22 protein-coding genes are annotated in these 21733 nt (G+C 50.7%); 10 read left to right on the top strand and 12 right to left on the bottom strand.

Translation table 11 applies throughout. The features are described 5' to 3' along the window. Positions 1 to 6: 6 nt before the first annotated feature. Complete coding sequence (locus tag OOT00_RS06090; RefSeq protein WP_265424428.1) at positions 7 to 510, bottom strand: TIGR03546 family protein; 504 nt, start codon at positions 508 to 510, stop codon at positions 7 to 9. Here OOT00_RS06090 and OOT00_RS06085 point away from each other — a divergent pair. The 7 genes from OOT00_RS06085 (at position 509) to OOT00_RS06055 (ending at position 6755) form a co-directional block, all read left to right on the top strand. Continuing rightward, complete coding sequence (locus OOT00_RS06085; RefSeq protein ID WP_265424427.1) at positions 509 to 766, top strand: hypothetical protein; 258 nt, start codon at positions 509 to 511, stop codon at positions 764 to 766. The two genes, OOT00_RS06090 and OOT00_RS06085, sit on opposite strands and share 2 nt — an antisense overlap. A 314-nt stretch (positions 767 to 1080) precedes the next feature. Further along, entirely contained in the window at positions 1081 to 1317 is a 237-nt protein-coding gene (locus tag OOT00_RS06080) for a FeoA family protein (protein WP_265424426.1), read from the top strand. Continuing rightward, complete coding sequence (feoB, locus tag OOT00_RS06075; RefSeq protein ID WP_265424425.1) at positions 1314 to 3461, top strand: ferrous iron transport protein B; 2148 nt, start codon at positions 1314 to 1316, stop codon at positions 3459 to 3461. Before OOT00_RS06080 ends, feoB begins: the two co-directional genes overlap by 4 nt. Before the next feature lie 184 nt (positions 3462 to 3645). Next, positions 3646 to 3960, top strand: a complete 315-nt coding sequence (locus tag OOT00_RS06070) for a hypothetical protein (RefSeq protein ID WP_265424424.1) — start codon at positions 3646 to 3648, stop codon at positions 3958 to 3960. Continuing rightward, positions 3960 to 4838 carry an ABC transporter ATP-binding protein gene (locus OOT00_RS06065; RefSeq protein WP_265424423.1) on the top strand — a complete coding sequence of 293 codons (879 nt, stop codon included), beginning with the start codon at positions 3960 to 3962 and terminating at the stop codon, positions 4836 to 4838. The genes OOT00_RS06070 and OOT00_RS06065 overlap by 1 nt, the downstream gene beginning before the upstream one ends. Before the next feature lies 1 nt (position 4839). Continuing rightward, positions 4840 to 5508, top strand: coding sequence for a hypothetical protein (locus OOT00_RS06060; protein WP_265424422.1), 669 nt, complete (start codon positions 4840 to 4842; stop codon positions 5506 to 5508). Further along, positions 5505 to 6755, top strand: a complete 1251-nt coding sequence (locus tag OOT00_RS06055; protein WP_265424421.1) for a DUF4857 domain-containing protein — start codon at positions 5505 to 5507, stop codon at positions 6753 to 6755. The genes OOT00_RS06060 and OOT00_RS06055 overlap by 4 nt, the downstream gene beginning before the upstream one ends. A gap of 189 nt (positions 6756 to 6944) precedes the next feature. Here OOT00_RS06055 and OOT00_RS06050 read toward each other — a convergent pair whose 3' ends face one another. The 7 genes from OOT00_RS06050 to OOT00_RS06020 all read right to left on the bottom strand — a co-directional run bounded on the left by OOT00_RS06050 (position 6945) and on the right by OOT00_RS06020 (position 14494). Continuing rightward, entirely contained in the window at positions 6945 to 8684 is a 1740-nt protein-coding gene (locus OOT00_RS06050; RefSeq protein ID WP_265424420.1) for an ABC transporter permease subunit, read from the bottom strand. Beyond that, on the bottom strand, positions 8675 to 9709 hold the full coding sequence (locus OOT00_RS06045) for an ABC transporter ATP-binding protein (protein WP_265424419.1): 1035 nt from the start codon (positions 9707 to 9709) through the stop codon (positions 8675 to 8677). Before OOT00_RS06045 ends, OOT00_RS06050 begins: the two co-directional genes overlap by 10 nt. 66 nt (positions 9710 to 9775) lie before the next feature. Further along, a complete protein-coding gene (locus OOT00_RS06040; protein ID WP_265424418.1) occupies positions 9776 to 10780 on the bottom strand; it encodes an ABC transporter substrate-binding protein in 1005 nt (334 codons plus the stop codon). A 227-nt stretch (positions 10781 to 11007) separates the two neighbouring features. Next, entirely contained in the window at positions 11008 to 12441 is a 1434-nt protein-coding gene (locus OOT00_RS06035) for an MFS transporter (RefSeq protein ID WP_265424417.1), read from the bottom strand. A gap of 193 nt (positions 12442 to 12634) precedes the next feature. Further along, positions 12635 to 13090 carry a DUF4276 family protein gene (locus tag OOT00_RS06030; protein ID WP_265424416.1) on the bottom strand — a complete coding sequence of 152 codons (456 nt, stop codon included), beginning with the start codon at positions 13088 to 13090 and terminating at the stop codon, positions 12635 to 12637. Further along, the gene (locus tag OOT00_RS06025; protein WP_265424415.1) at positions 13083 to 13259 is read right to left on the bottom strand and encodes a hypothetical protein; all 177 of its coding nucleotides are present in this window, start codon (positions 13257 to 13259) and stop codon (positions 13083 to 13085) included. Before OOT00_RS06025 ends, OOT00_RS06030 begins: the two co-directional genes overlap by 8 nt. Continuing rightward, positions 13259 to 14494: an AAA family ATPase gene (locus OOT00_RS06020; RefSeq protein ID WP_265424414.1), complete on the bottom strand. Its 1236-nt coding sequence runs from the start codon at positions 14492 to 14494 to the stop codon at positions 13259 to 13261. Before OOT00_RS06020 ends, OOT00_RS06025 begins: the two co-directional genes overlap by 1 nt. 293 nt (positions 14495 to 14787) lie before the next feature. On the opposite strand from OOT00_RS06020, the gene OOT00_RS06015 reads away from it, so the two are divergent. Further along, positions 14788 to 15987 carry an ATP-binding protein gene (locus tag OOT00_RS06015; RefSeq protein WP_265424413.1) on the top strand — a complete coding sequence of 400 codons (1200 nt, stop codon included), beginning with the start codon at positions 14788 to 14790 and terminating at the stop codon, positions 15985 to 15987. Between the two features lie 14 nt (positions 15988 to 16001). On the opposite strand, the gene OOT00_RS16400 is transcribed toward OOT00_RS06015, so the two are convergent. Beyond that, entirely contained in the window at positions 16002 to 16733 is a 732-nt protein-coding gene (locus tag OOT00_RS16400; RefSeq protein ID WP_265424412.1) for an HNH endonuclease, read from the bottom strand. A 982-nt stretch (positions 16734 to 17715) separates the two neighbouring features. Between OOT00_RS16400 and OOT00_RS06005 the strand changes: the two genes are divergently transcribed. Together OOT00_RS06005 and OOT00_RS06000 are read left to right on the top strand one after the other, a co-directional pair. Next, positions 17716 to 17949, top strand: a complete 234-nt coding sequence (locus OOT00_RS06005) for an RH3 domain-containing protein (protein ID WP_265424411.1) — start codon at positions 17716 to 17718, stop codon at positions 17947 to 17949. Beyond that, positions 17936 to 18202, top strand: a complete 267-nt coding sequence (locus OOT00_RS06000; RefSeq protein WP_265424410.1) for a type II toxin-antitoxin system RelE family toxin — start codon at positions 17936 to 17938, stop codon at positions 18200 to 18202. The genes OOT00_RS06005 and OOT00_RS06000 overlap by 14 nt, the downstream gene beginning before the upstream one ends. Positions 18203 to 18242: 40 nt before the next feature. Here the strand turns inward: OOT00_RS06000 and OOT00_RS05995 are convergent, their stop codons facing one another. From OOT00_RS05995 to OOT00_RS05985, 3 genes are read right to left on the bottom strand one after another with little or no spacing between them, the layout of a single operon-like run. Next, the gene (locus tag OOT00_RS05995; protein WP_265424409.1) at positions 18243 to 19502 is read right to left on the bottom strand and encodes a TIGR04283 family arsenosugar biosynthesis glycosyltransferase; all 1260 of its coding nucleotides are present in this window, start codon (positions 19500 to 19502) and stop codon (positions 18243 to 18245) included. A gap of 17 nt (positions 19503 to 19519) precedes the next feature. Next, entirely contained in the window at positions 19520 to 21052 is a 1533-nt protein-coding gene (locus OOT00_RS05990) for a mercuric reductase (RefSeq protein WP_265424408.1), read from the bottom strand. A 3-nt stretch (positions 21053 to 21055) separates the two neighbouring features. Beyond that, a complete protein-coding gene (locus OOT00_RS05985; RefSeq protein WP_265424407.1) occupies positions 21056 to 21721 on the bottom strand; it encodes a TVP38/TMEM64 family protein in 666 nt (221 codons plus the stop codon). Positions 21722 to 21733 lie beyond the last annotated feature (12 nt).

The raw sequence follows: 21733 nt of genomic DNA, 5'->3' as shown, positions 1-21733 counted from the left end.
TCCCTTTCAGCGAAGTGCCCTATAAGCCATAAAAACTTTGGTCCCCTTGATGATCTGAGCCATACGGGTCTTCTGAATCCAGCCCATGAAGTGACCTCGGTATTTTCCGATAAGGAACTGAAGCATAAAAAAAAGAGGAATAAAAAGCAGAAAGGATACCACCAGACTGCCCATCATAACCGTATTGTTAAAATGGGTCAGCCTTATAAGCGGGATATTGTAAAGACTGGTCCATAAGGCTTCCAGTCCAGTGAAGGAAAGCAGAACGAGCCCCAGACTATGAAACAAAGGATCCATTACAAAGGCCAGAACCGTACAAAAGCCCCATCCCAGCAAAAAGGCCGAAAGATTAACCCTCAATACAAGCACCACAAACAGCACGCAGAGGGTAAAAGGATTGAAAAACGGAATAAATCCGGCAACCATGGCAAAACACAAGGCAAGACTGATCTGCGCAGGCGAAGCTTCTGAATTCAGAATCTTTAAAAAAGAAGCAATGGGCTGTATCATGGCATCCCTTTCTGATAAATGGCAGAATGATGAAAAAGCCTTTTCACTATTTGTAAGAACAGCTTACTCCAAGACAAAACACCGCTGTGCCCGTGCGTTGCTGTTCAGCACAGCGAAAGCCAGCGCAGGTGCCACAAACCATATCAGCTTAAACAACCGCCATCTTCCGACGCCGCCCTTCCGCGCAGGCCAGGATTCTCCAGCCATAAGATTCCGTGGTAAACGGACGACCTATGCCTGCCTTGCGCAGGAATAATCCTTACCAAGCGTAAAATTTGCTGCTTGTATGCCCTGCTGCATAGACTAGGTGATAATGCATCATTCATAGCAGAGAAGCCCTTCCCAGGCAATGCAGATCCGGCCCATGAGCATACATTTCCTCCCCCCACCCTGCTGATAATCCAGAAGATTGCTGCCAGTATCCCCGCACCGTGAAAAAGATTGACATACCCGGATCCCGGGCTTAGAACCCCCAGATCTCCGGCAGATTGTAACCGGACAAACCGATACCGGAACAGAAGCTGCCCCCATTTCACATTATCCTTTTCTGACATACCGAAGGATCGTATCATGACCATCAAACCCATGCGCCGCATGCGTGTCAACGAAACCGCCTTCATCCATGAGGTCCTTGCCGAAGGAGAGCTGGGCCGAAAACTTCGCGAGATGGGCCTTGTTCCCGGAGCAAAAATCCGGATTACGGGTCGTGCCCCCCTGAAAGATCCTGTGGCTCTGCGCATAGGAGATTTTACCCTCACCCTGCGCAACAATGAAGCGGACTGGATTCGGGTGGAGGAACGCCCATGAAGCCCACAGTCATTGCCCTTGGAGGAAATCCCAATGCGGGGAAAACCACCCTCTTCAATGCCCTCACCGGCTCCCGTCAACGGGTGGGAAACTACCCGGGCGTTACGGTGGAAAAACGGGAAGGAGATGTGCTCCACGGAGAAACACGTATCCGGGTTGTGGACCTTCCCGGTACCTATTCCCTCACATCCTGGTCCGATGAGGAAAGGGTAGCCCGCAATGTTCTGGTACAGGAGCGTCCCTCTGCGGTAATTGATGTGGTGGACGCCACCAACCTTGATCGCAACCTCTATCTGGCGGTACAGTTTCTGGAGCTGGGCGTTCCGCTGGTTCTGGCTCTGAACATGATGGATGAGGTCCAGAAGCAGGGCCGCCGGATCAATACCCCTCAACTTTCTCATCTTCTCGGAGTACCGGTAGTGGAAACGGTGGCACGCAGAGGGGAGGGTAAAGAGGCCCTTCTCGATGCCGCTGTTCAGCTTGCCGGAAAACGAAAAGGCAACTGGCAGCCCCTGGAAATTTCCTACGGTCCGGATGTGGATCCCGTGCTCAAAAAAATGACGGAAATCCTTGAGACCCAGACCAGACTCAAGGATCTCTACCCCTGCCGATGGCTGGCACTCCGCTATATCGAAGGAGATCCTGAAATCCGCAGTTTATGCGATACCAGTCAGGAACTGGCTTCAAAACTGCAGGGAATAACAGCAAGCCTTGATGATCATTGCCAAAAAACCCTCAGAACCCATGCGGACTCCATTATTGCCGGATACCGCTACGGCTTCATCACCTCCATCACCAGAGAAGTGGTTCAGCGAGGGGAAGACAGCATGGAGAACCGTCTGCGAACGTCCGAAAAAATTGACCGGGTGCTTACCCACCAGCTCGGCGGCCCCCTGATCATGCTGATGGTCTTTTACCTGTTGTTTGAAGCCACCTTTGCCATTGGGGAAATTCCCATGGGATGGGTGGAAGCCCTTTTCGGGTGGATGGGAGATATGGCTTCCGCTTTGATCTCTCCGGGACTTCTGCAGTCTCTCATTGTTTCCGGCATCATTGATGGTGTGGGTGCTGTCATGGGTTTTGTGCCTCTGATTCTTGTCATGTTTCTCCTTGTTACTTTTCTGGAGGACGCCGGATACATGGCCCGCATGGCCTACATGCTGGACCGTATTTTTCGTATTTTCGGTCTCCATGGTGCTTCGGTCATGCCCTTTGTCATTTCCGGCGGAATTCCCGGAGGATGTGCCGTTCCGGGTGTCATGGCCGCCCGGACCCTGCGCAGTCCCAAAGAACGGCTGGCAACCCTGCTGACGGCCCCTTTCATGAGCTGTGGTGCCAAAGTTCCGGTATTTCTTCTGCTCAGCGCTGCATTCTTCGGTGACTATGCCGCACAGGCCATGTTCTGGATCACCCTTTCTTCATGGGCCGCCGCCCTTCTGGTGGCCAGACTGCTCCGATCCACCCTCATACGGGGAGAGGCCACCCCCTTTGTCATGGAGCTGCCTCCCTACCGTATGCCCACCCTCCATGGAGTGCTGCTGCATACCTGGGAAAGGGCCTGGCAGTACATCAAAAAAGCAGGTACGGTTATCCTGGCCATTGCCATTCTCATCTGGGTGTCCATGACCTTTCCCGGACTTCCCGAAAACCGTACCGAAGCCTTTGAAAGGGAGCGGATGGCCGTAGTCGGACTTCCGGACAGCGAGGCACAGCTTCTTCTCATTGATAATGCAGAAGGCCAGGCAGCTCTTCGCCACTCCCTGGCCGGCCGCGTGGGAACGGCGCTGGAACCCATTTCCAGCCTTGCCGGTTTTGACTGGAAAACCAACATTGCCCTCATCGGTGGTTTTGCAGCCAAAGAAGTCATCATTGCCACCATGGGAACGGCCTATTCCATGGGCGAAGTGGACCCAGAAGATTCCCAGGGGCTGGCCCAGCGTCTGGCTTCCGATCCTTCATGGACAGTGGCCACGGCCATAGCCCTGATTGCTTTCGTCATGCTGTACAGTCCCTGCTTTGTCACCATTGTGGCCATTGCAAAGGAATCCAGCTGGAAGTGGGCCACCTTCAGTATGGTATTCAACACAGCCCTTGCCTTTGCTGCATCGGTTTTTCTTTTCCAGATTTTTTCACGTATGATCTGATAAGCTCCGGCAGCAAAGAAGAAGGGAAGACATTCGTTGTCTTCCCTTCTTCTTTCCAAAGCCCTGCCATGCCAGTCTTTTTTTGGATTGGCAAAAATTATATTGACTAACTTACTATTCTTCCCTATTCACTGATTGATGGCAATCCACCCGCACAGGAATCTTCCGCAAAGGACCATCAACCATGATTGCTAAACGTTTTATTCTAACAGCTCTGCTGCTTACCTCTGCTCTTCCGGCCCATGCCCACAGGGCCATGGTACTGTGCAACGATAATGGAGATAATACCATCACATGCCAGGGTGGTTTTTCCGATGGTTCTTCCGCTTCGGGTGTGTCCATGCGTGTAGAATCCACGGACAGCCGGATTCTGATGCAGGGCCGCATGGGAGAAGACTCCGCGTTTACATTTACCAAGCCACGCACACCCTTTGTGGTAGTCTTTGACGCCGGTGCCGACCACCGGGTCACCGTGCCCGGAAGGCAGATTTCCCGATAATGAACGCCATCGAAGTCAGCCATCTCTGCCACCGCTATAATGGCAAAACCGTTTATGAGGATCTCTGCTTTTCCGTTCCCACGGGGTCCGTATGCGGTCTTCTGGGTAAAAACGGTCAGGGCAAAACCACCCTTGTGAACATACTCATGGGTTTTCTCAAACCCGGTTCAGGCCGCTGTCTGGTACTGGGAGAAAATTCCCACAGCCTTTCTCCTGCCTTACGAAAGCGTGTGGGTCTGCTCCATGAAGGCCATCAGGCCTATGAATTCATGACCATCACCCAGACTGAAAAATTTTTCCGGGCCTGGTACCCGGACTGGAACGGGGAAATCTTCCATGATCTTGTGAGCCGGATGGGCCTTTCGCCCAGTCATAAAGTCAGCCAGATGTCCTGTGGACAAAGGTCCCAGGTGGTACTGGGAGTAATCATGGCCCAAAATCCCGACCTGCTCATTCTGGATGATTACAGCATGGGACTGGATGCGGGTTACCGCCGCCTGTTTCTGGATGTTCTCCACGATTTTGTGGCTTCCGGTGACAAAACGGTTTTTGTAACCAGTCATATTGTTCAGGATCTGGAACAGCTGGTAGACACCCTGCTCTTTCTGGATAAGGGCCGCATCATGAAAACATCGCTCAAGGAATTCATGACTGCCTTCAAAAAATTCACCTTCACAGCTGAAAACGGGCAGAATATCCGCGAAGACACCCTCATCACCGGCATGGAACAGAGGGGGAACATAACTACCCTTTACTCCTATGGTGACAGAGAAGAACTGGCCGGGCATCTGGCCGGTCTCGGCATCCGCCCTCTGGATCTGAAACAGGTCCCCATGAGCCTGGAAGACGGGTTCATCGGACTGATGGGAAAATACTGACATGTGGCAATCCCTTTTTATGAAGGAATGGCTCAAGCTCCGCTGGTATTTTACGGCTGCCCTTCTGGTTAATCTTGGCGTATGCATGAAAATATTCCTGGATATCCGGCAGATCATTCACATGGAACATGCGGAAATGGTCTGGTATCAGGCCATCCACCTGCATACCCTGTTTTATGAACCCCTGCGATATCTCCCTCTGATAACAGGACTTGTGCTGGCCACAGCCCAGTTTCTGCCGGAAGTTTCCGGCCGCAGAATGCGGATTTCTCTTCATCTTCCCATGAATCAAAACCGCATGCTTTTTCTCAGCCTGCTTGCAGGCATCCTTCATCTCGCTGCCATTACGGGTCTGGACATACTACTCACAGGCATTCTCCTCTTCAACTATTTCCCGGCAGAAGTAGCCCGGGCATCCGTTCCCACCCTTCTTCCTTGGATATGTGCCGGGTTTCTTGCCTATCTCGGTGGAGTGCACCTTCTCCTTGAACCTTCCCCGTCCCGCAGGATTTTTCATGCCTTTGTTTTCGCAAGCCTTACGGCAGTCCACTTCACCGGCAGCGGTTATAACTGGCTTTCCCCGGTTCTTCCCTTCCTTTTTATGCTTTCAGTCCTGGCTCTTCCGGGTATCTTTGATGCCTGCCGCCGATTCCGTCAGGGAGGTGCATGATGCCTTTGAACCACATCTCCCGCTGGAGTACCCTGATCATAGCTGTGATCGCCACCTTTTCCGTACTGCCTGCCTTGTTTGATAAAGTATGGACTCCCAGACACGAAGAACCTCTTGTTTTTTTCAGTCCGGTGCAAAAGAACTTTGTCTATCAAAAGTCCCTTGGCAGTCATCAGTTCCTGTACGCAGATGAAAGCGGCAGGGAATTCAGCCGTCAGGAATGGGAAGATCTTCTTCCCTTTGTCTATTTTCGAAATTACGAACTGAGAAATGAAGAACCCCTGAAGCTTGCAGGAACGGTTTTTGACAGTGAAGCCGTACGGACACACCGTCAGTCCTTTGAGATTAAGGCCAGAGATATAAGAGGCAGATACCCGCAGATACCCATCTATCCTCTCTTCAACAACAATCCTGCGGTAACCATGCTTCCCTTTCCCGAAGATGTATTCCGCTTTACAAAAAATGGCATGGAGTTCATCCATGCAGACACAAACCGCAAAGACGAGACTCTCTCCCATCGTTTTACGGAAAACCTGAAGGCAGAGGGTTTTGTCTTTCCCGCCACCCTGATCAGTGGTAACCCCACCAATCTTAAGCCCTTTGATGAGGGCTACTTTGTGCAAGACAGCAAAGAACAGGTATTTCACATCCGCAGGGTGTTGGATCAACCGCACATCCGCAAAACCGCCATTCCACCCGATATGGACATTCTGGATATCATTATCTCCGAAAACCAAAGGCGGGAGTTCTACGGCCTTCTGATTACAAAAGAAGGCGGAATTTTTCTCATAACCTGGCATAACTATGAACTGATTCCGCTGCCCTCCGCCGGCTACGACCCGGATCGTATGAACATAAAACTTCTCGTCAATCCCCTTTACCGCACCCTTATCCTCACGGAGGGAAAAAAGGTTCATGCCACAGCCATGGACAGGGCTTATCAGCCCATTCACTCCTTCACGCTACCCTTTTCCCATGAAAACAATAGTGTCCGGCACATAAAGGACTTTCTTTTCCCCCTCGTCCTGAGCCTTGAAAGCCCATGGCAGAATCAGGCCACACTACAGTTGCATACGGGCGGTGTCGGCTCCCTTGCAGGCATCGTTCTTGCCATGCTCCTGTATCTGGTGCTCAACCGGAACCGGCCTTCATCCAGCCGCGTAAGAAGTCTTGTCTTTCTTGCCGTGACAGGTCTGCCCGGAATATGCATTCTTCTGTGTCTGCACGAGGACTCTTTTTTCACCTGAAAAAAACCAACGAGCTGCTTATCCGTCCCCCCGGCAGGCCACAAGCAGATTGCGGTACCGCCCTGCAGAGGGTTCGCCTGCATCGTTTTCTGTCGTCTTATTCTGAATCCACAACCCCGGCTTTTCTCAACCGGATGCCTATACCTCTGTCTGCCTGCGGTCAGTTTCATGTCAAAATGCCATACGGCCCTACCGAATCAAAGAGACATGTCTGTATCCGAAGGCATTGAGCAGAAGCCTTGCCACCAGCAGCACACCCACCACTACAGCCATGATGCATACGGAAAATGCGGCCGCCTGATTCACAGCACCCCGATCTTCCAGCATCAGAACAGAAACGGCCGCCACCTGCGTGGAAGACGTTAGGAGAAAAATCACCGCACTGAGGGTCACCATGCTTCGCATGAAGAAAAACACCGCCACCCCCACAAGGGTGGGCCACATCAGGGGCAGGGTGATTCTGCGCAGGGTCCTTATGAAAGACCCGCCCAGAACGGCGGAAGCCTCATCATAGGTTCCTGCTATCTGTTTCATGCTGGTGGAAGCGATGAGAAAACCCTGGGCATGGTAATGATAAACATTACAAATGGCTAAAAGCAGAAGAGAACCATAGAGCATGGAAACGGGACTGGAAGGATGGTTAAAGGCCAGCACATAGCCAAGGCCCAGCACCATGCCGGGAATGGCTGCGGGTGCAATGCAGAGAAAATACAAAGGTCCGTCCATGAATGTGCGGCAGCGTTCCGTAACCCATGCACCCAGACCCGCAACAATCACACCGGTACCGGCTGCCATCAGCCCGATATAAATACTGTTCCACAGGGGAGCCATGCCATTTTGCACATCAAAATTGTAGTGACGCAGGGAAAACTCCATGCGATAGGGCCACAGATGGGTAAAGCTTGCAAAAATCACCACACCCACCACTGCGAGAATGACAGATGCCATGGGAAGAACAAAGCTGCCAAAGGCAAGATCCCTTGGAAGATGGGGCTGAATCTGTAAGGGCTGGGCACGGTCGGAGATCTCCATATTTCCACCTCGTGTCAGCCACTTTTCCAGTCCAACAGCCAGTGCCACGGGCAGCAGCAGAATCATGCCGATGACCGCGCCCAGCTCAAAGTTTGCCTGTCCTATCACCTGATTATATACTTCCGTTGCCAGTACACTGTAATCTCCGCCAATAACCATGGGATTGCCGAAATCCGTCATTACCAGAGTGAACACCACAAATCCCGATGCCATGACGGCAAAGCGGGTGGAAGGCAGGGTTACTTTCAGAAAGGTTCTGACACTGCCTGCCCCCAGAATGCGGGAGGATTCGTAAAGGCGGTTATCCGCCATGGCAAGGGAGGCGGAAAAAATGAGAAAGGCATAGGGAAACACATAGAGAACACTGGCAATGACAATTCCCCAGTATCCGTAAATGGAAAAATCCGTGCCAAAGGTGCGGTTGATCAGGCCATTGCGGCCCAGCAGAAGAACCAGCCCCTGGGCCTGAACCAGAGAGGGAGCAAACACCGGAATCAGGGCAAGAAGTCGGAAAAAATTTTTAAAGGGAATACGGGTTCTCTGTATGGCATAGGCATAGATATAGGCCAGAATGAGGGTAATTCCCGTTGTCATCAGGGTAACGGCAAAACTGTTGTACACAAGACCCAAAAAACGTGATGTTCCCATAACGGAAATATAGTTGCCAAAACCCGTGCCCTCGGGAGTCTGAAAACTGCGGCCAAGGATATGCACCATGGGGTAAAGTACAAAAAGAACAAGGGGCAGCGCCACCAGCAGAGGCATCAGTCCCTTGAGCAGAGCTTCTCCATCCATCTGTTTCATTTTCTGTACAAAAACAGCAGGGGTAATCATCATCAACATCCTGCGGGGAAACAGTCTTGGGGAAGGTTCTTCTTCCTGTCGAATCAATGCCATTCCAGTACCCTCACATTTTCCGGCTGAACGCAGAGCGGCAGGCTGGCACCCACTTCCAGTCCATCCCCCATGCCCTGCAATTCCGATACAATCGTAAAATCATTCTCCCCACCCATAATATTTCCCACCCGCAGGCTCACGCGGGTAAGGTTACCCAGCCTTACCACCTGATCCACAACACCGTTGAAAGTGCCTTCTTCCCTGCTGCAGCAGGCAATCTGCACATCTTCGGGACGAATCCCAATGACCCTTGGCCTGCTGCCCTCTGCAGCCACATGGCTTTGAACGGGTATTTCCTTCTGGGCAGGAAGAACATTCATTTTGCCGATAAACTGCGCCACAAAGGAGTTTTCCGGTTTTCTGTAAATGTCCATGGGAGTTCCCGTCTGCATCACCCTGCCGTCTTTCATCACCATTACCCTGTCGGCCATGGAAAGGGCTTCCTCCTGATCATGGGTTACCATGATGCTGGTGATTTTCAGATGCTGCTGCACCCGCCGTATTTCTTCCTGCAGCTCTTCCCTTACCTGTGCATCCAGTGCGGAAAGGGGTTCATCCAGAAGCAGAAGGGAAGGTTCCGGCGCAAGCGCCCTTGCCAGAGCCACCCGCTGCTGCTGACCGCCCGAAAGCTGGTGGGGAAGTTTACGGGCATGGTCCCCAAGGTGCACAAGGGCAAGCATTTCCTCCACCCTTGTTCTGATTTTCGCCCCCGGCCACCTGCGACACTCAAGACCGTAAGCCACATTGGCGGCAACGCTTAAATTGGGAAAAAGGGAGTAGGACTGAAATACCACACCAAAATTGCGCTTCCTTGCAGGGAACGATGATAAATCCCTGCCATCCAGATATATGCTGCCCCCATCGGCAGATTCAAGGCCTGCTATTATTCTCAACAGGGTTGTTTTGCCGCAGCCAGAAGGGCCAAGAAAACAGATCATTTCTCCTGTTTCAACGCGTAAGGATACGCCATCCAGCGCCTTCATCCCCCCGAAGAACTTGCTTATTTTCCGTATTTCCAAAGACATGCTTATCCCTTCCATCGCAAAACAAAGAAGCTGCACAGGCAAAAAGCCCGTACAGCTCTGATTTTTCTAGCGTTCCAGCCGCTGCTGCCAGGTATTGAGAATCCGGTCCCTGTTTGTCGCAGACCAGTCAAAATCCATGTCCACCATCACGGAACCGATGTCTTCGGGAAGACCGGCTGCCACAAAGTTCTTTGGCATGGTGCCACCACTTACGGTAACGATTTCTTTCCACTTATAGTATTCATTTACCGCATTGGCAGAAAGTGCCCAGTCAATGAAACGCTTTGCATCCTTCTTGTTGCGGGAGGATTTCATGAGCCCTGTGGCTTCCAGCTCATTGCCGGCACCTTCTGAAGGAATGACCATGGTAATGGGAAATCCTTCATCAATGTTTTTGATGGCCCGAAGGGCAAAGGAGGCACCCACGGCAAATTCACCGGCACTGGCCGCATTACAGGGCCGGGAACCGCTTTTGATATACTGGGCAATATTTTTGTCCAAAGCTTCCAGATAACGCCAGCCTCTCTCCTCTCCCTTCATCTGCAGGATGGAGGCAATCTGAAGATAACCGGTACCGGAGCTGGCAGGGTTAGGCATGACCACTTCACCCTTGAATTCGGGCTTCAGCAAATCTTCCCATGAGGTGGGCATGGGCAGGTTTCTGCGTTTCAGTACTTCATTGTTCACGCAAAAAGCAGCCATGTATCCTGTGGTGGCAAACCAGCGGTTCTTTGCATCCCTGAACCGTGCGGGTACCTTTTCAATGCCTTGCGGCTGGTAGGGTTCCAGCATGTTAAGAATCCGGGGATCGACCATGTTGGTTACAGCCCAGCCCCAGATTACATCGTGGCGGGGATTGGCGGATTCCGCCAGCATGCGGGCATGGAGATCTCCTGTGGAAAGACGCAGCATATTCACTTTGATATCCGGCAAATCCCGCCGGGCAGCGGCAAGAAAGGCTGCGGCCTCATCTTCCTCATAGGAGGTATACACGGTGATTTCACCCGCATGTACTCCGGTGGCAGGCAGAAAGACACCCATCATTCCAGCTGCCGCAAACAAACATACCATAAAGGATTTTATTCCCCAGAACTTCATCCGGACACTCCGATAAAAAGGTTTTTCATCAAGAAAAGGGACAGACTGTTTGTCCGCTTTTCTCCGCCAGTATCGGAAGGCACCTTACGCAGAGATTGTCAGGATGAAATATGGTTTTTGTTTGTTTTTTGTGAGGGAGCCAACCCTTCTTCCATAGGAAAAAGGGCTGGCGGAAAGAATGGAAAAAGGGAGCAGGATTTTTATGGCTGGGGACTGCCATCCCTGCTTAAAAAGGTAACGGCAAAACAAAAAAGGCTGACACCGAGGCTCACCCATATAATGGTGTGAAAGCCCTGTTGGGAAGCAGCCTGCTCCATGATCCCCCCGGCACTTTCACCGGTGCTGTAAAGGGTGGCGTAAATGCCCACACTGATCATACCGAAAATGGATGGCAGAACGGATTTAACAGAGGAGAGAACACCGGAAGTTTCCGGTCTGGCGTGGGACATGGTGAGGGTGAGGATGGGGGCGCAGTAAAAGCCCATGGCAAGCCCGTAAAGTACAAGGCAGGTCATCAGCCAGGTTGTGGAAGAGGCTGGTGTGAGGTTAAGGAAAAAAATGCAGGCGGCAATAAAGAGAACGGCTCCGCCCATGGCCGGAATCCGGGAGCCGATTCTGTCACAGAGCCAGCCCGCCAGGGGGGTGATGAGCATGGAAATCATGGGGCTGATAAACAGAAGATTTCCCGTGGCAAAGGCCGTCATGCCCCGGGCATCGATGAAATAAAACGGGAATATAATGGCCAGCCCCTGCAGCAGAATGTAGTAACAGGCCGTTCCTGCCAGAGCAAAATTTAAGGGGCCATTGCGAAAAAGGGAAAGGGGCATGAGGGGATGGGTGGATCTCTGCTGGTACCTTACAAAAAGAAACCCTGCCACAAGGGCAATGGAAAGTCCCCCGATAATTTCAGTTGAAAGATACAGGGATTCTTCCCATGAGTGCAGGGAGAAGACAAGAAAGCAGAGACAGAGAAAACTTGTGATGGCACCGGCTTTGTCAAAGCTTCCCCGGACAGCTGGAAGCTCCCGTTTTTTCAGCCAGTACATGCCCAGAAACAGACCAGCCAGCCCCACGGGAATATTCACCAGAAAGACCATGCGCCAGTCAAAGTGGTGGGAAAGAAAGCCACCCACGGGGGAACCCAGAGCAAAGCCGATACCTGCCATCATACCGTTAAAGGCAAAGGCCCTCCCACGGATTTTTTCCGGAAGGTAGCGGATGACAATCACCGCATTGGTGGCAAAGATCATGGCTCCGCCCAGTCCCTGAACAAAACGGAAAAGGGCAAGGGACCAGACATTCCATGAAAAGGCACAGAGAAGAGAACCCAGCACAAAGGTCCCGTATCCCAGAAAAAAGATTTTTTCCGGTCCTTTCATGTCGCTGAGACGGCCAAAGATCAGGGCCGTGCCCGTGAGGGCCAGCAGGTAGGAAAGAACAAATATAGAAGCTTCTGATGTACGGATACCAAAGAGGCTGCTGATTTCCGGCAGCACGATATTCACCACCGTGGCATCCAGATTCACCATGAAAATGGCCAGCGATGCCGTTCCTGCAACGCATAGGGTTTGAATGAGGGAAAGAGAGGCTTTTTCTTCCGATGGGTTGTTCCGGATATTCGGATCTGTTTTCATGCAAGGCCTGTCTGTGGGTAGGGGATTGTTTTGGGCAGAGTCGATGTACTTATTCAGATGCCTTAAATTGCCCTTTGAATTGCCTACATAATTGAGCATGCAGCAATTAGCGAGCAATCAATTTAATAATTCAGGCTATTGTCACAGCATTTCATGCACCGCTCCATTTATAGTGGGCCTCAGGTCCATGCCCTCACGTAAGATTTCCGCGTGAAATGGCTTGTATCGCAGTAAGGAAAATATTGAAGCTGCCAGATCTGTTTTGATGAATATCCATGAGCATGGCAATCTCCCGGGCACATTCCGCCTTGCGTAAACCGGTTGAAAAATACCCGGCCTGTTTCAGCACACGTTCCAGGGCCTCCCAGGTACCACCGCTTATTGCATCGGGATTGCAATAGGGAGCTTTTTGGGGAATCGTAACGGGAACCTTTGGATAAGCGGCTTTGACTGCGTTCCAATCCCCAAAATACCATGCTTTCAGTTCTTCTATGACAATACGGTTGGTAATATTAAAACGCTGTCCGGAGGCTGCACTTCTTTTGGTTATAAAACCAGAACGGATGGCTGCTTGTTCCAGTTTGTGTTTAAGAACCGAACAATCATCATCTCTGTCTACCAGAACAAGGACAGACCAATTCTCAGGCATCCATGATGCTATAACCTTTCAGTCGTACAGGCAGTTGTTTCAAGAGGTCGTCTTTGCATTGAAAACAAATGATCTGATAATCTGTTCCGTCAAGCATTTTGGGAAGCAGAAGCTCCAATGCTGCTTCCATGGAATATTCTTCCACAAAAACAAGCAGTTTTTCCAGCATCACTTGTCCCCCTTCCGCTTCTTTTTCCTGGGGGCACCGAAGTTGATAAGGGGATCACCAAAGCCAAAATGACCTTCCATCCAGAGGTGGCCAAGGCTTGCACCGGCTTGAAGCATTTCAGGAATTCCCTGTATCTCCGATGCTTTAACAGCATGGGTGAAGCCTTGCTCATCCCGGTAAAGAACCCGCACCTCTTCAGCTCTCATTGCATTAAGGAAGAAGGGAGAATGGCTGGTAACTAGAAGCTGCGTTTTTTCAGAAGCAGCCCTGCACTCCTCTGCCAGTTCAGGCAGCAGTCGGGGGTGAAGGAAATTCTCAGGTTCTTCGATCCCTACAAATTGAGGGGGCTCAGGGTCATAAAGTACCGTTAAATAGGCCAGCATTTTCATTGTGCCATCAGATGCAAACTTTGAAAGTACCGGTTTTTCGAACGGGGCATCCTTGATCTGAAGGAGCAATCGTCCATCCGGCATCAGATCGGCATCCACCCGTTCCAGGCGAGGAATTCGCTTCCTGAGTATGGCAAATATCTGCTCCAGCCTTTCCGTATGGTTTTCCTTCAGATACTGGATGACATTGGGCAGGTTGTCACCATTCTTATTCAAACGATCCTGGGGTCCGGCTTCCGGCTGATTTCGGGTTTGATCAATGGATAAATAAGAGACATACCAGTCCGTAATAAACTCACGCAATGCGGCCACACGGGGATGGTCTGAAAGCTGTCCCAGTGTATTCACTGCAATGAGATCCGGTGAACGCAAATTACTTTCCGCTCTTACATCATCGGCATCGGGTACTTCACCACTGACGGCACGTCCAATGCCTTTTTTAAACTCCAGAAAGCGAAACGGCTGGCCTTTGCTCCCCCGTCGCCATTGAAGCCACTCTTCCACCACCTCCGGCCCTTTGGTTCCTTCATCTATAGCCAGGTGATACGTAATAACAGGAGTCTTTGGAGCTTCACGATATTTCAGCTCAAAAACGATGGGACCGCTTGAGCCACGGCTTTTCAGTTCCTTGCTTCTGCCCCTGCGATCCCATGCATGGCGCAGCCCATACCGGAAGCACTCAGACAGAAAATTAAACACATCAAAAATTGTTGACTTACCGCTTCCATTTGGCCCAAGAAGAACTGTCACGGGTGTCAGTCTGTCCAGGGTAATTTCTTTTAAAGCCCTGTAGTTCAGAACTCTTAAGGATTCTATTCTGGGAATGCCTTTTTTTTGATCCCCCATATCACTCCCGCTTTTTTTGGGTTTTGTAAGCTGCAATTTCTGTATTCCTGTAGCCTGAGCCATATTATCGTATTCCATGCCCGGCAGGCCATAAAAAAAACCTCAAGGCACTTACAGGTGAGGGTTATCCCGAAACACGGAACCTCTCCATGGCTAAAGCGAGGGGCTTTACGGCGACTTTTGGCAAGGGCCCATCACACTGAAATGCCGATCTGTAAAGTTTTTCGATTATAACCGAAAAAATTGTTTTTTTGCATCTTATTTTCAGGTATTCTCTAAAAAAAGGAGGATGCATGAAAAAAAGAGATCTTTATCTGACAAAGCTCATACAGTTCAAAGACAAACCCCTGATCAAGGTGATTACAGGTATCCGTCGCTGTGGAAAATCCACCCTTCTTTCCCTTTTTGAAGCGCACCTGAAAAAAAGCGGAGTGGAAGCGCACCGGATCATCCGCATGAATTTTGAATCCTTTGAATTCGATGGCATTACGGATTATAAAGCACTGCACAGCCATATCCGGAGCAGAATGCCAACTACTGAAAAATATTATATTCTCCTGGATGAGGTGCAGCAGGTCAATTCCTGGGAAAAAGCAATCAATGCTTTCTCGGTGGATGCGGACACAGACATTTACATCACAGGTTCCAATGCCTTTCTGCTTTCCTCTGAACTTTCTACGCTTCTTTCGGGGCGTTATGTGGAAATCCCCATGCTTCCCCTTTCCTTCAGGGAATATCTGGATTTTACCGGCCAGCATCAGAATGGAGATCTTCTTTCATCCTTTAATGCGTATCTGGAGCTGGGCGGGCTCCCCACGGTTGTGGATCTGATGGATGTTCCTGAAACCCTGCCGGCATTTTTCAGCGGCATATGCAATACGGTTCTGATGAAGGATGTCATGGAACGTAACAGAGTCAGGGATGCGACCCTGCTTGAAAGTGTGCTGAAGTTTATCGCTGCCAACATTGGAAGCATTGTCTCCACAAAAAAAATAAGTGATTATCTCACAAGCAGCGGCAGAAAAACATCCAGCGAGACCATAGACAGCTACCTTAAAATGCTTGAAAGCGCCTTCATCATCTACAGGGCCAGGCGGTATGATCTGAAGGGAAAGGCTTTTTTAAAGGCACTGGAAAAGTTCTACATTGTTGACATGGGGATTCGCAATCATCTGACAGGGCTGAGAAATACCGATTATGGTCATGTGCTTGAAAATATAGTGTATTTTGAACTGCTGAGGCGGGGCTATGATGTGGCTGTGGGCAAGGTTGGGACGCTGGAGGTGGATTTCATTGCAACCAGGCTGAAGGAAAAATTATATGTTCAGGTTTCCGCAAGCATCATGGATGAACATACCCGGAAGCGGGAGTTGCAGTCCCTTCAGGCCATCTCCGACAATTACCCGAAAATGATTCTCACCATGGATAAGGTTATACCCAATGACTATGAAGGTATTAAGATTGTTAATGTTATTGATTTTCTTCTTGGGTAATTTGAATTTTTTTATTACCCCTGAAAAATATGTTTTCTGTGATAAGAAAGAAAATTTTGATCCGGCAAAAAACGTTTTGGCATGTTGATTTGTAAGCCAATAGAATCCGTAATTAGCTCTATTCCGTTCGTATCAAAAGACAAGAGCTTTTTAGACCCTACAACAGTAAAATCTTCGGAGATAGAAATTAAACCAGCGTCAAAGGCTTTATCGTGTAGTGCGTTCAAACATAAACCATTCCTTGGATTGGTTCGGTTTTTTTCATCTACAGACCAAGGTACAATGTGGCTTGCAACAACAAGTTCTGGGATAGATAGACCGGTTATGCAACAGCCCCCATAGGAGGCCAGAATTGTTTTGCGAAAAAAATTCTGGTTTACCCTCACCCTTACAAAGGCTTCTTTGTTTGTTCCTGCTGGAAAAATTTCTGTTTGTTCTTCTTTGATTTTTGAGAGGGTTATTTCACTTTTATAACTCATTTCTTCCCAGTTAAGAAAGAATTCATTCCATACTTCAATATCTAATTTACTGACATGGGAAGCTCCTTCTCGTTGAAGGGATGGATCTATGCTGGCAAAATTGGCAAGTTTATAGCTTACAGATCCAGGGCTACGGTCTAAAAGCTCTGCTAATTCTATGATTTCAGGGGTCTTTTGATGGATTTTACCAAAAGGAATTTTGCAATACAGATTGATAGCTACTAAAAGCTCTTCTTTTGTCCAATTTCTTCCTTTTGTGTTTTTCACGAGTTGCCCTTAAAAATTTATGCACTTAGAAAAATATTGTCCATAATTACAAGTTTTTATATCTTTGAGCTCTGCTTTTTTAGTTAAAATGGAATGCCGTCCTCATCTTCCTCCACACACCGAACCGGAGTATATGAATCGGAAAGGGGCTCTTCCTCTTTGATAAGCTCCCAGAATCCATTCCTATGCAACCACAGAGGATCGGCATTGTTCGCTATGAATTCATCCGCAGGGATTCCGTCTATGGTTTCAGGTCTTTTGATTCTGACCTGCTTTCCATTGATAAAAATCCACTGGTATTTTTTCTGGCGCTCTTTTTTGGCTGCATTCCGTGCCTGTTTCTGTACCTTTGTTAGTTTTTTCTTTATTTTTTCACAGCAGAATGAACCATTATTTGATTGATAACAAAGCTTTTTAAAATAACTCAAGATCTGGTTTTGAAATCCCATGCCGGTTTTTAGTGCTTTCCTCAGCCCGTTTTCTTCGGCCTATGATTCTTGCGTCTGGATTCTCTCATAGGATGCTCAGCTGTTTTTTGCAAGGCGTTGCCCATGAAAGTCTTATTTCCTTGAGGTCATGACATTGTTGTGGGGCTGGCCTTTGGTTTTAACTTCCATTGAATGGATAGCTGTTTTGTTCAGGTTAAAATGAATACATATTCAAAATAATGGAAGCCATGGTGATTTCTCCCGCAAGCTTTCCCTTTATAATCAAGGGCAAAGACCGGTTTCCGAGTGGGACATGAGAAGCAGGGCATGGCACAGGCGGTCTTCTGGAGAGACAGAAGGCACCTCCCTGTTCAGCATGGCGGTAACGGGCTGATCCCATTGCCGGTCCTGGCGGATGGAGGCAATGGTTTTTTCGGAGATGGTGCCTGTTGCATCTGCTTTTTTAGCAGGGGGCTTTCTAAATTATTTAAAAAACGTCTTGATGCTTAAACGCTATGGCATTATATTTTTGTCAAACGAATGGAGGTACTCCTATGGAAACAACGACCAGGCGAACCACAGTTTATCTTGATGAAATGCTTCATAAAGCCCTTAAGTTGAAAGCTTTTGAAACGTCCCGTTCCATATCGGACCTTGTTAATTCGGCTATCCGAGAAGCCCTTGCCGAAGATGCCGCAGATCTTGCTGCATTCGAAAACCGGATGGATGAGCCTTTGATCAGCTATGATGAAATGGTAAAAAGGCTGAAAAAAGATGGTCGAATATAAAATATTATTCAGAAAATCCGTAGAAAAGGATCTTTTAGGCATCAGAGGAAAGGATGTCATAAGAATCCTTGAGCGTATAAAGTCCCTTGAAAACAATCCTCGTCCTCCGGGTTATGAAAAACTGACCGGGCAGGATCGTTACCGTCTGCGGCAGGGGCAATACCGTATTGTGTATTCAATTCAGGATAATGAGCTTACCATATGGGTCGTAGCAATTGGTCACCGGAAGGATGTGTATCAAAAGCTACCCTGATGCCATGACTTCAGCCATGGCTCGGCCTCAGGAAAATTTCTTATCGCCGCAGCAGTTTCATGAGTCTGCTGGGAGAAAGACCCATGGCTGCACCCAAAAGGATGGCCTGATGGATGAGGGTGGTGCGCAAAAGCCCCTTCTGCTGCCATCTGCGGGCGGATGTTTTTACAAAAGAGGCAGCCATGACAATTCTGCCCCGTTTTCGGGCCTTTTTTACCAAAAGGAGATCCTCAAGTATGGGCTCATCGGGAAAGCCCCCCAGCTCTTCAAACAGGCTTTTATGCATGAAAAGCCCCTGATCGCCGTAGGGTCTTTTCATCCGGCAGGACCGGAAACGGACGGCCCGGATCAGAAGATCCATGCCGGGGATTTTTTCCTGAAGGCCGAACTGAAAGGCCCCCAGAGCCACACCCGGCTGCTTCAGGATCTGGCGCAGATCCCTGTCCCAGTTTTCCGGGGCAAGGCTGTCCCCGTGCAGAAAAAAAAGAATGCTGCCCGAAGCTCTGGCTGCGGCGTAGTTCATCTGTCCGGCCCGTCCCGGAGGGGATGTCAGCACTTCTGCCCCGCAGGATCGGGCAATCTCCGGTGTGCGATCCCGGCTGCCGCCGTCGGATACAAGGACTTCCACATGAAAACCCTGCCCCAAAGAGCTCAGGGTTTTTTCGATGAAGGCGGCCTCGTTGAGGGTGGGGAGTATCACGGAGATTTTTGCCGGGATGTCTTCTTTTTCATCCACATCGCTTAAGCAGGAAAGGAGGAAGGGGGCGGATTTTTCTGCGGCAAGGGTCTGGGCCAGAACCTTGGATGTTCCCCAGTCCACGCCCTGAAAGAGACGGGGCAGATAGCGGCCCATGCCCAGCATGTAGTATCCGCCGTCCTTGGCAGGGCCGATGGCCCAGTCCTTCTGGCCAAGGGCTTTGGCACAGGCAAGGATGTTGTCTGCGCGGTTCTCCGGGCAGTCCGCACCCAGTACAATCACAAAGCGCGTTTTTTTAGTAAAATGCTCCCTGAAGGCCCTGTCCAGTCGTTCTCCCAGATCCCCGTCCCCCTGATCCGCAAGACTGAACCCTTCGCCCAGCCAGTTTCTCATGTCCTCTGCCCTTGCTCCGGTGTAGCGCACTTCAAGGGGAAAGCCCGTTTTCAGGGCTTCCTTCAGGGTGAAACGGGTCATGTCCCGCTGGAGGGCTGCGGCTCCCTCAGGCCCGAGGGCGGGGATGAGTCGGGTTTTGCTGCTGCCAGGCCGGGGATAACGGGTAAAAAGCAAAAGCTGTACCGTATCCGGAGAGGAGAGATCCGTCATGGAGCAAGTGTCCTTTTTTAGTATTTTCTGGCCATATCCAGCCAGCCCCGGAGCAGAGCGGCAATTCTTGGGGTGAGGCGGCTTTTTCTGTAAAGCCCCGCTGCCCTGCGGATGGCTTCGGCCTGGGTTGGGTAGGGGTGGATCACCGAAGCCAGTGCGCCAAGGCCCATGCCCGCTGCCATGGCTGTGGTGAAAATCCCGATGCTTTCTCCGGCATGGGAGGAAACCATAGTGGCACCGAGAATCCGGTCGCTTCCCCTTTTCACCATCACGGATACAAAGCCCTTTTTCTCTCCTTCGGTTTTGGCCCGGTCATTTTCTTCCATGGGAAAGGTAAAGGTCTCCACCTCAATGCCAAGGGTTTCGGCCTCCCTTTCCCCCATGCCCACATGGGCCACCTCCGGGTCCGTGTAGGTGCACCAGGGCATCAGTAGACGGCTGACCCGTTTTCTGCCCATGAAAAGGGCATTCTGTACGGCAATCTGGGCGGAAGCATCGGCTGCGTGGGTGAACTTCCATGCCATGCAGCAGTCTCCGGCCCCGTAGATTCTTTTGTTGCTGGTGCGGAGAAAATCATCCACAAGAATACCCTGTTTTGTGTTGTAGCGCACTCCGGCCTTCTCCAGTCCCAGCCCCTCCACCCTGGGTTTGCGGCCTGCAGCCACAAGGAGGGTTTCCGCATCAAGGCGGATTTCCTGCCCGCCATGGTTCAGGACCAGGCTTTTTCTTCCATCGGGAAGTTCTTCAGCTTTCAATATGCTGGCATCCGTATAGAGCTGTATGCCTTCTTCTTCCAGAACTTCCGTCATGAGCCTTGAAACCTCAGCACTTTCCTGGGGCAGCAGGCGGGTATCCTGAACGAGGCTCACCCGGCTTCCCAGCCGTGCAAAGGCCTGGGCCATCTCGCAGCCGATGGGGCCACCTCCGATGACAAGGAGATCTTCGGGCCTTTCCGTGAGGAAAAAGAGGGTCTCATTGTCCAGAAAACCCGTTTCCTTTAAACCCGGTATGGGGGGCGGAACCGCAGAGGCCCCCGTGGCGATGACGGCCTTCTTGAAGCGCAGGGTCTGGCCTGCCACATCAAGGGTATCCGGGCCTGTGAACATACCTTCCCCCAGAAAGACATCCACTCCCAGATCCCGGTACCGGGCGGCAGCATCGTTTTCGCCGATGTCCGCCCGGATATTGCGGAGGCGTTCCATGATCCTTGAAAAATCTTCTTTCCGCACACCGCTTTGTGGAGAAAGGCCGAAATCTCCGGCCCTTTTCAGGTCTGCCGCCACACGGGCGGAGCGGATGAGGCTTTTGGAGGGCACACAGCCCGTATGGAGGCAGTCCCCGCCCATGAGATGGCGCTCCACAAGGGCTACCCTGCCGCCGAGGGAAGCGGTGGCAATGGCGGAAATGAGACCCGCAGATCCGGCCCCCAGCACCACGAGGTTGTAGCAGGGGCTGGGGGAAGGGTTCTGCCAGTTGTCCGGATGCACAAGGGAGAGGAGCTTTCGGTTGGCCGCATCATCGGGGAAAAGTCCGTGGTTTGGGATCTTCATGGCTCAGCCCCGCATATTCTGTCGGGCCTTCTTCACAAGGAAGAAGAGCAGTACGAAAACAAGGAGGAAGACAGCCGCAAGGGGCCAGGGAATTCTGCCTTCGGTGATGGCCTTTGTGATGATATCCGTTCCCACCACATAAAGGATGGTTCCGGGCATCATGCAGAAAAAGGACCAGAAAACATAAATTTTGAAGGGAATGCGGGTGAGTCCGAAACCATAGTTGAGCAGGTTGAAGGGAAAAAGGGGCACCAGACGGGTGATGGCCACAATGATGGCCCCGTTTTTTTCCGTAAGATCATCGAGTTTTCTGAATTTTTCATTGTTTTCCAGAAGCTTTGCCAGAGCATCCCGTGCAAGGTAGCGGGAAATGAGAAAGCAGAGGGAAGCCCCGAGGGTGGCTCCTATGATGACGGAAATGCTGCCCGTAATGGAACCGAAAAGGGCACCGGCCATGATGGTGAGGGCAGAACCGGGTATGGCGAGAATCGCGGCAAGGGCATAGAGCAGGCTGAAAATCACAGGACCCATCAGGCCTAAGCCCTGAATCCATTCCCTGAGGTTGCCAAGCTGGGTGTCCAGCCCGGCAAAACGTGCGCCTGCGATGAGTACGCCCAGACCCAGAACAAAAATCAGGGGTTTGAGCCATATGGGCAGCTGCTTTTTCATGGGGATTCCCTT

The organism is Desulfobotulus pelophilus (genome assembly GCF_026155325.1).
Classification (GTDB): Bacteria; Desulfobacterota; Desulfobacteria; order Desulfobacterales; family ASO4-4; genus Desulfobotulus; species Desulfobotulus pelophilus.
Note: the sequence above shows the minus strand (reverse complement) of the source record. Positions and strands in the feature narration are given on the sequence as shown.

Excerpts from the sequence above, each read along its gene's own strand:
- OOT00_RS06085 (WP_265424427.1), top strand. The coding sequence starts at position 509 with ATGGCATCCCTTTCTGATAAATGGCAGAATGATGAAAAAGCCTTTTCA.
- OOT00_RS05990 (WP_265424408.1), bottom strand. The coding sequence starts at position 21,052 with ATGAAGATCCCAAACCACGGACTTTTCCCCGATGATGCGGCCAACCGA.
- OOT00_RS06030 (WP_265424416.1), bottom strand. The coding sequence starts at position 13,090 with ATGCCTGAGAATTGGTCTGTCCTTGTTCTGGTAGACAGAGATGATGAT.
- OOT00_RS06035 (WP_265424417.1), bottom strand. The coding sequence starts at position 12,441 with ATGAAAACAGATCCGAATATCCGGAACAACCCATCGGAAGAAAAAGCC.
- OOT00_RS06025 (WP_265424415.1), bottom strand. The coding sequence starts at position 13,259 with ATGCTGGAAAAACTGCTTGTTTTTGTGGAAGAATATTCCATGGAAGCA.
- OOT00_RS06045 (WP_265424419.1), bottom strand. The coding sequence starts at position 9,709 with ATGTCTTTGGAAATACGGAAAATAAGCAAGTTCTTCGGGGGGATGAAG.
- OOT00_RS06055 (WP_265424421.1), top strand. The coding sequence starts at position 5,505 with ATGATGCCTTTGAACCACATCTCCCGCTGGAGTACCCTGATCATAGCT.
- OOT00_RS06020 (WP_265424414.1), bottom strand. The coding sequence starts at position 14,494 with ATGGGGGATCAAAAAAAAGGCATTCCCAGAATAGAATCCTTAAGAGTT.
- OOT00_RS06015 (WP_265424413.1), top strand. The coding sequence starts at position 14,788 with ATGAAAAAAAGAGATCTTTATCTGACAAAGCTCATACAGTTCAAAGAC.
- OOT00_RS06065 (WP_265424423.1), top strand. The coding sequence starts at position 3,960 with ATGAACGCCATCGAAGTCAGCCATCTCTGCCACCGCTATAATGGCAAA.
- OOT00_RS06090 (WP_265424428.1), bottom strand. The coding sequence starts at position 510 with ATGATACAGCCCATTGCTTCTTTTTTAAAGATTCTGAATTCAGAAGCT.
- feoB (WP_265424425.1), top strand. The coding sequence starts at position 1,314 with ATGAAGCCCACAGTCATTGCCCTTGGAGGAAATCCCAATGCGGGGAAA.
- OOT00_RS05985 (WP_265424407.1), bottom strand. The coding sequence starts at position 21,721 with ATGAAAAAGCAGCTGCCCATATGGCTCAAACCCCTGATTTTTGTTCTG.
- OOT00_RS05995 (WP_265424409.1), bottom strand. The coding sequence starts at position 19,502 with ATGACGGATCTCTCCTCTCCGGATACGGTACAGCTTTTGCTTTTTACC.
- OOT00_RS06050 (WP_265424420.1), bottom strand. The coding sequence starts at position 8,684 with ATGGCATTGATTCGACAGGAAGAAGAACCTTCCCCAAGACTGTTTCCC.
- OOT00_RS06000 (WP_265424410.1), top strand. The coding sequence starts at position 17,936 with ATGGTCGAATATAAAATATTATTCAGAAAATCCGTAGAAAAGGATCTT.
- OOT00_RS06060 (WP_265424422.1), top strand. The coding sequence starts at position 4,840 with ATGTGGCAATCCCTTTTTATGAAGGAATGGCTCAAGCTCCGCTGGTAT.
- OOT00_RS06080 (WP_265424426.1), top strand. The coding sequence starts at position 1,081 with ATGACCATCAAACCCATGCGCCGCATGCGTGTCAACGAAACCGCCTTC.
- OOT00_RS06040 (WP_265424418.1), bottom strand. The coding sequence starts at position 10,780 with ATGGTATGTTTGTTTGCGGCAGCTGGAATGATGGGTGTCTTTCTGCCT.
- OOT00_RS06070 (WP_265424424.1), top strand. The coding sequence starts at position 3,646 with ATGATTGCTAAACGTTTTATTCTAACAGCTCTGCTGCTTACCTCTGCT.
- OOT00_RS06005 (WP_265424411.1), top strand. The coding sequence starts at position 17,716 with ATGGAAACAACGACCAGGCGAACCACAGTTTATCTTGATGAAATGCTT.